Here is a 7,266-nt window from a genome sequence, read left to right on the forward strand (position 1 = left end):
ATCAATCAGCACGCCAAAACTCTGAAATCAGGAGCCAGACGCATCAATCAACGGTTCTTCGATCTCTCCACGAAGATCGTGCGCAGGCTCCTGGAAAAGGCGATTGAAGCAGGCGTCATGAATGCCGATGACGGAGAGACGTTTCGCAAGCGTGTGAAGTCCGTCAGCTCGCACATCGCCATGCTCAAGGAAAACATGGTTCTTCCCCCGGATGCCGTGGCCTGGGTCGAGGGACGGATTGCGACGGATGCCATCACCGAAGGCGATGACATCATGGTCTGGCGGGATGCGGCCGTGCTCTATCCTGCGTATCAGGCGATGCTGCGCGAAAGCAATCGCGCGGATTTTGCAGACCTGCTGCTGTGGCCTACCGTGACCATGCTCCGCGACGAACGCTACAGACGGGACTGGGCGGACCGGTTTGACTGCGTGCTGGCCGATGAGTTCCAGGACGTTAACCGGCTCCAGTTTCTCTGGCTGAAATGCCTGTCCAAAGACCACAACGAGCTCTTCGTTGTCGGCGACGATGCGCAGTCGATTTTATAGGTTAATTGGAATGCATTGATTTAGAGTGATGCCGTAGCAGCAAGAAAGGGTGTGTCATGCCCGTTCCAGACTGGTCACGTTATCCGCAGGTTTCCGAGAACCAGCAAGGATGCTTGTGGCTCTCGCTACTCGATAATCTTGGGCGCTCACCCGCGACCATTGATGCCTACGCCAGAGGTCTGGATCAGTATCTGTCTTTTTGCACAGCAGTAGGCATACCGGCTGAGGCCGCGACTTTGGCTCAGGTCGCTCTGTTCGTACGGTATCTGCGTGGGGAGGCGGTTCCCCTTCTTTCCGTTCGCCCGCCAGTAAGCAATGCCACGCTGCATCAGCGTTTGTCCGCCGTTCGCCTGTGGTATGACCATCTGGTTTTTGAAGGGATCATTCATCGAAACCCAGCGCCGCGCGGGCAGGCTGTTGTAGGACGGGGTCCATTCTCTGAACATGTCGGATTTCGATATGGTTTGGTACGTCGTTCCAAGCTGTTGCCCCATTTGCCGTCCGATCCAGAATGGGGACGCTTGCAAGAAGTAGTCGCACAGGAAACGGTGAGAAACCGTCTCATGTTTGCGCTGGCGTATTACGGTGCATTGCGCCGAGAAGAATTAGTAAATTTGCGCGTCTCGGATATCGACCCTGCAAGACGTCTGCTCACCATTCGGGCTGAAACAAGTAAAAGCGCCCGCCCGCGTGTGGTTTGTTATTCAGCGGCGCTCTGTCCTGTGTTGGCGGTATATCTGCATCAGAGGCGCAACGCGGCGACCCATTCAGCGGCCCTGTTTCTATCTGAGTCAGATCGGAACTTTCGGCAGCCTATTACGAAGTGGTCATGGAGCAAAACTGTCAGACGTCTTGCTCTCCAGGCTGATATGCCATTGTTCAGTACGCACACATTGCGTCACCTGAGATTGACGCATCTGGCCCGTGCTGGCTGGCGTCTACATGATATTGCGACCTATGCCGGGCATCGCAATGTTCAAAGCACGACACTCTATATCCATCTTTCCGGTGAAGATCTGCTTCGCAAGATCGCAAACTCAGTCGAACAGATGGATATGAAGCTTGGTAACAGGGTCTTCGGAGGATAGAAAAGTGGCAGAATCTCACGTTCCTCACGTCCCATCCGAATACAAATTCCACATTAATCTCGAAGACTACGATAGACGGGTGACCTTATCGGAAGACGAGTTAAAACTTGTCCGACGTTGGAAAGAAGAGCATCTTATTATTACGAGACGGCAGGCGCCACGTCTTCGCAAGCCTCTGACGGACGTCCTGTATCGCAGTAACCTTGACCGCGCTAACAGTCACCGTGCCCTGAAGTATTTACTCCTGGAAGTCGCACGTCAGGAAGCACCGTATTGGGGCTGGAGTGAAGACCTCTGGGTTGAGATTATCAATAACAGCCCTGTTCTGAAAAAAACTGGAATTGTACCGCAGATCATTGCGGTAGCTTATCTTCTTTGTGGTTTTCGAAGCCTGTACAAAATCCAACGGAATGTTGCGACGGCTGTTGTCGCCCGCTTGGTTTTTGGGGCGGAGATCGTTGATACAGAATGTGAGCGACTGTTCTCGGCCCTGACCCGTGTCGGCTTTGTCTGTCAGACCGTGCGGCCGCTGGTACCATCAATATTTGCGGCAGTTGCGCTGCAAGGCGAGAACCCAAAACTTGAAAGTTTCAACAGAGAGATATTGGAATATACACGCGAGTGTTACGCGGGAAATCACGTCGCCAACCGGATTGGAATTTTGTCAAACGGTTTGGCGGCGATGGGGCTGACATCAAAAGTCATCCATTTTCGGGCATATCCACCCCGTCACGGAACTGAAACTGACAATATCAATCCCGAATGGATGACATGGTGCCGACGCTGGCTGGAAACAACAACCCTGCGGGAAGGATCGAGGCGAGCGGTCTATAACACACTGACCCGTATCGGGATCTGGCTGAGTCGGGAGCACCCGGAAGTTACGGGACCAGAACAATGGACGGTATCGGTATGCGCTGACTATCTCGCCGCCGTCGACAAGTTACACGTCGGCGGTTGGGGCGGATCGACCTTTGATTATCGGCTTATCCCAACCGCTGGCCAGCCTCTGCAGGCGCCGACGAAAGTCGCTTATTATCAGGTAATGCGTCGGTTTTTATCTGATATTCAGAGTTGGGAATGGGCGCGGCTCAGATGTAATCCGCGCTACCATCTCGCGACACCGAGGAATATTGCGAAATATCTTGGGGTAAACCCCAGAACCATAGATGATGCAGCCTGGCTGAAACTGACCTGGGCCAGTCTCAACATTGAACCAGCTGATCTTTCTCCTGACTGTTTCTATCCATTCGCTCTGTTGCAGGCCATCGCCGTGGTGTGGACACATGCAGGCCTCCGGAGCAATGAGATCGCCCGACTTCGGGTTGGTTGCACGCGTGAGCAATCAGAAGATGTGATCGATCAGTCTGGCAACGTCGTTCCGGCAGGTCAGGTCTGCTGGCTTGATGTTCCAGAAGGCAAAACGTCGGTTGCATACACAAAGCCGGTCAGTCACGCGGTTCATAAATACATTGCAGCCTGGATGAAAAAACGTGCATCTCCCCATAAGCATCTTGATCGCCGAACCGGTGAGCATGTGCATTTTCTTTTTCAACTTCGAAATAGACCGATTGCAAAGGAAGTTTTAAATCAAACGGTTATTCCGCTTTTGTGCAAAAAGGCTGGTATTCCGCTTGAGGACAGTAAAGGCCGCATTACAAGTCACCGTGGACGGGCCTCCGCTGTGTCTATGCTGGCGAGTGTTCCACAAGGCATGACAATATTCGATCTGGCAAAATGGTGTGGCCATACGTCCGTTCAATCGACCATGAGCTATGTTCGGTCAAAGCCTACGCAATTAGCCAGCGCGTTTGCCAAGGCGGATCAGGCGGCACGGATGATCGAAATTGTTATTGATCAGGAGGTTATTGCGGCAGGCGCACCGAAAGACGGGGCGCCCTGGAAGTACTACGATTTGGGTGACTCTTACTGTAGCAATGCGTTCTGGAGTACCTGTCCGCATCGCATGGCCTGTGCACGCTGTTATTTTAATATCCCAAAACCAAGCGCCAAAGGGGTTGTTCTGGCCGCTCAGCAAGCGGCCAATCGCTTACTGGAAGAAGTTTGGTTAAGTCCAGAGGAACGGGATGCCGTGTCCGGAGACGTTGAAGCGTTGGAAGGAATGTTGAACAAACTTCGTGATAAGCCGACGCCAGATGGTCGAACTCCTGGCGAGATTTCGGCGACGAGTGGGGCGCTGGCGTCGTCTCCAGTTTCAAAATTAAAGTAATCTGTGACGTGGCTGGAGACCAATCCCAAACAGAAACGCTAGCTGGGCTTTTGGAACGGGTAACTTACCATAATGCCAACAGTGGCTTTCGTGACTTTGTATAAAACAATATAATCAGGACTACTTGCGTCATATTATTCAAGAATTCACTTTTTTGGCGGCTTTTTCCCTTTTCTTTTTGGTGCAGGAGCTCGGTACAGACTTACTATTGAATGCCTGATTTTGACCTCCACGCCTGTACCACTATGGATATGCGAGCTAATAAAAGAATTATTGTCTTTTGGGCAAGAATTAATCGTGATTCCATCAACATTATATTCTAGGTATTCTCTCCATGAACCGATAACCGAATCTGATCTAGAGCCGTAATTATAAATTATTAGAGCTCCTCTATTTTGATCTAAAGCGCCCGTCATGTAACGAGTGCTTAATTGATCATATCCGGATAAAAGCCAATCGTAATCTCGGTGTATTTTTGCTTCGCCCCACCATAAAAATTTTTTATCTTTTTCGATTAAAATGTCTGAGTGTCCACCGGTCATTGTATCGTGAGAAGCAGAAAATCCCATAGCCCTCAGGTACCCAACTATATCCAGAGTTAATTCGTCTTCAGATCTCCCTTGTTTTAACTGTGGGTTTCTAGATATTTCCTGGGAGGCCCAACCCACTGCATCATCGCAAATTTCACAAAAATCATCATATGTACAGCAAAGTAGACTTCTAAAAAGAATTTGCATAGGTGCATCAGTGCAAATGGAACGAAGTTCTTCAATGGTGGTATGAGATGCAACACTCATGCTGAATTTTTCAATAGTCTAATTTTATTGGAAATTGTGTAATATATAAATATATTATTCTCTAATAATTCCACTTCTGTCCCAGTAGAAGGATCTATTATTGTCCCCAATTTTTCAGCTTCATTAAAATCTTCTTCGGATAATGGGTATTCTTTTTTATCTGCTGCAAAATAAAGAAATCTTCTTTCAATAACATTTAAAGAAGAAGATAAAATTAGAATCGCAGAAATAAGGTCTCTATCAATCGAATTTTCATTAGAAATATGAGCAAGGGTTCTCATGCTCAACATCTCTAATTGAGAAATTGGGTTTTCTTCAACGAAATCAATGATTTTTGAGCAAATATGACGCGCAGGCATTTCTGGCCAGTGGTCTAACTCGCTCTTTATATGATTTAGTTGCTGCCTCACGTGATTATTACACTACCTCCATGTGATGTATTAAGCGGCTTTGAACATTAGCATAATCTGAAAATCCGCGACATCCGCGGATGATCACATCAGAAAGCATGGACGATCTAGACGATCCCAAAAAGAGAGCCTCTGGCCGTCCTAGGAATTGATTTGCAGAATACAAGTCCCACTCCACCGCTAAGCGGAAAGGTTCTATAGGAGCATTCAGACCATTTTTCCCGGCAACATGATAATTCTCCTCACGTAAATCTAGATGTCTAAGGCGCATTTTCTCGTGTTTGGAAGACGCAGTATTGGTGGAAAATGCTAGTTCTACGACTCTTCCTTCCGTAGAATCTTGATATATTCTGTTGATCAACCCAAACATATCCAACGGTACAAAGGATAATTCTTTCCCAATGCTATTGCTAATTTTGTGAGCAATCTGATTGTGCGCTATGTCACTGACTTCATGGCTCGTGCCAGGAGGGAAGTCTACTCTGACACTGACGCGGTTACCTGTATTTGGTACCCAAATGACGTCTAAGGCTTCCCAATGCTGAAGCCGCATGCCTACTACTTCATCGAACTTTTCGATGGTTTCTGTAGCGTCGGGAAAATCATCACTTGTTAAGAGCTGACGATGTTGAACCGATCGAACCGATCCTAGTATAATTGCTGAGGCATCTGGGTAGTTTCTGACTGCTACGACATTAATTCCCAGAGGACGTAAAGCTGAAAGATCATCCTCTGGAACCAGGTTCGGGAAATATTCTGAAAAAGGGCTTTTTTCTACTTCGCAACTTTTCGAAAACTGACGAATCAAATCCATATCGTCGTTTTCCAATTGATAAAACCGTACAGATTTTTCTCCACAAAGAATGTGCTCTTCAAGCGCGAGGCGCAGAGGAGTTTCTTTTGAAGCGACGAGATGATCTTCCAAGAGTTTATGAGCAGTCTTATCCCAACCACGCCCCGTAGAAAGACCAATTTCTTTTATGATCGTTTTGCCTACTTCCCAAGGAATTCGTCGGCGCATTGAATGGACTACTTGGGACAGACTCATCTTTCATTCCCTAATGATTGGCTTTATTCAAAATACATTCCAACCTTGATACCCGTTAGGGTAAGCGCTGGCAATCATGCTTCGATATGCGCTATATAAATCTGTATTATGCATGTAGCCTTATCAGGCGTTTGAACAACAATTATTTTGTCTGACAAATCGTCGAGAGGTGGCCCTCGTTTTTTTGCCAGGGGATTCAGCTATAGACCGGCCTGAGAGAGGACGGATCTATGGGCAAGGTTATGCTGAAACAGTATTCGGGTTAGTTCAGGTCTCGTATTGCTCTGGAGGCGACCCGAAGGAAGCAGAACTGGCGGAGTTGTCGTCAAAGCACGGTGTGCATTAGACAATGGTAGCCCTAAGTGATTGAGGGTATGGCGACGGTTTTCTCTGGGAAGCAGACGCCAGAGGCGGCGGCAAGTTTGGCCGAGGTGGAGACACTTCACGTAAAGATTGGCTCACAGCGACACCGTCAAAATGGCGGTACAACAATCGGCTATAAGTTGTCACGCCCACAACACTGTCCGAACAAACGGGTCCACTTCTGGGCGACGGTTTGTCTTATCGCTTTGTTGAGGAGCAGAATTGCTGCTTTCCTGCAAAACGTGCCTTTAGAGCGTAATTTTGAGTTGAAAAATTGTATTCCACATAAACGGCTGGCGTGGGGCCAATGTCCGGATTATCCGAAGCTTTCTCAAGGAGTTTCCGACCGGACGCATGATTGCCCTGGAGCAGAACTTCCGCTCGACCGGTCATATCCTGTCAGCGGCCAACGCAGTCATTTCTCACGACACCAACCGGCTGGAGAAAACACTGTATACCGCGTCCGGAGATGGGGAGCCAGTGGATATTCTGCGGCATACCGGCAGTCAGGACGAGGCCTCCGGGATTGCTGCCGAGATCGGACGTCGTGCCCTGGAAGGCGTGCCTTACGAGGACATGGCGGTGCTCTATCGCTTCAACCATCTCTCCCGGCTGCTGGAAGAGTCTCTGCTGCGCGCAAAGATCCCGTATGAGCTGGTCAATGATACCGCCTTCTGGCAGCGCGGCGTGGTCAAGGACGCGCTGGCCTTCCTGCGTCTGACATGTTTTCCGTATGAGCGGCAGTCAGACGAGGCCTTCCGCCGGATCGTCAATCAGCCCGCCC

General features: G+C 49.1%; 7 protein-coding genes. 4 read left to right on the forward strand and 3 right to left on the reverse strand.

What is annotated here, in order from left to right:
- The 3 genes from R5H23_RS14430 to R5H23_RS14440 form a co-directional block, all read left to right on the forward strand.
- A partial coding sequence (locus R5H23_RS14430; protein WP_317215877.1) for a UvrD-helicase domain-containing protein occupies positions 1 to 546 on the forward strand: 546 nt, incomplete at its 5' end.
- A gap of 56 nt (positions 547 to 602) precedes the next feature.
- Positions 603 to 1,634, forward strand: coding sequence for a tyrosine-type recombinase/integrase (locus R5H23_RS14435; RefSeq protein WP_317215878.1), 1,032 nt, complete (start codon positions 603 to 605; stop codon positions 1,632 to 1,634).
- A 4-nt stretch (positions 1,635 to 1,638) separates the two neighbouring features.
- Entirely contained in the window at positions 1,639 to 3,864 is a 2,226-nt protein-coding gene (locus R5H23_RS14440) for a site-specific integrase (RefSeq protein ID WP_317215879.1), read from the forward strand.
- Positions 3,865 to 4,010: 146 nt separating this feature from the next.
- Here the strand turns inward: R5H23_RS14440 and R5H23_RS14445 are convergent, their stop codons facing one another.
- Genes R5H23_RS14445 through R5H23_RS14455 form a run of 3 tightly spaced genes read right to left on the reverse strand, consistent with a single transcriptional unit; the run spans position 4,011 to position 6,119 of the window.
- Positions 4,011 to 4,661, reverse strand: coding sequence for a hypothetical protein (locus R5H23_RS14445; protein ID WP_317215880.1), 651 nt, complete (start codon positions 4,659 to 4,661; stop codon positions 4,011 to 4,013).
- Positions 4,658 to 5,071, reverse strand: a complete 414-nt coding sequence (locus R5H23_RS14450; RefSeq protein WP_317215881.1) for a hypothetical protein — start codon at positions 5,069 to 5,071, stop codon at positions 4,658 to 4,660. The genes R5H23_RS14445 and R5H23_RS14450 overlap by 4 nt, the downstream gene beginning before the upstream one ends.
- 7 nt (positions 5,072 to 5,078) lie before the next feature.
- Positions 5,079 to 6,119 (reverse strand): hypothetical protein, encoded by a 1,041-nt coding sequence (locus R5H23_RS14455; RefSeq protein ID WP_317215882.1) that lies wholly within the window; start codon positions 6,117 to 6,119, stop codon positions 5,079 to 5,081.
- Positions 6,120 to 6,836: 717 nt separating this feature from the next.
- Between R5H23_RS14455 and R5H23_RS14460 the strand changes: the two genes are divergently transcribed.
- Positions 6,837 to 7,266: 3'-5' exonuclease (locus tag R5H23_RS14460; RefSeq protein ID WP_317215883.1), on the forward strand; the 430-nt coding region annotated here is incomplete at its 3' end.

It is taken from the genome of Gluconobacter sp. GP1, assembly GCF_032913585.1.
In the GTDB taxonomy this organism is placed as follows: Bacteria; Pseudomonadota; Alphaproteobacteria; order Acetobacterales; family Acetobacteraceae; genus Gluconobacter; species Gluconobacter cerinus.

Coding starts and splice junctions, on each gene's coding strand:
- R5H23_RS14455 (WP_317215882.1), bottom strand. CDS start 6,119: ATGAGTCTGTCCCAAGTAGTCCATTCAATGCGCCGACGAATTCCTTGG.
- R5H23_RS14435 (WP_317215878.1), top strand. CDS start 603: ATGCCCGTTCCAGACTGGTCACGTTATCCGCAGGTTTCCGAGAACCAG.
- R5H23_RS14445 (WP_317215880.1), bottom strand. CDS start 4,661: ATGAGTGTTGCATCTCATACCACCATTGAAGAACTTCGTTCCATTTGC.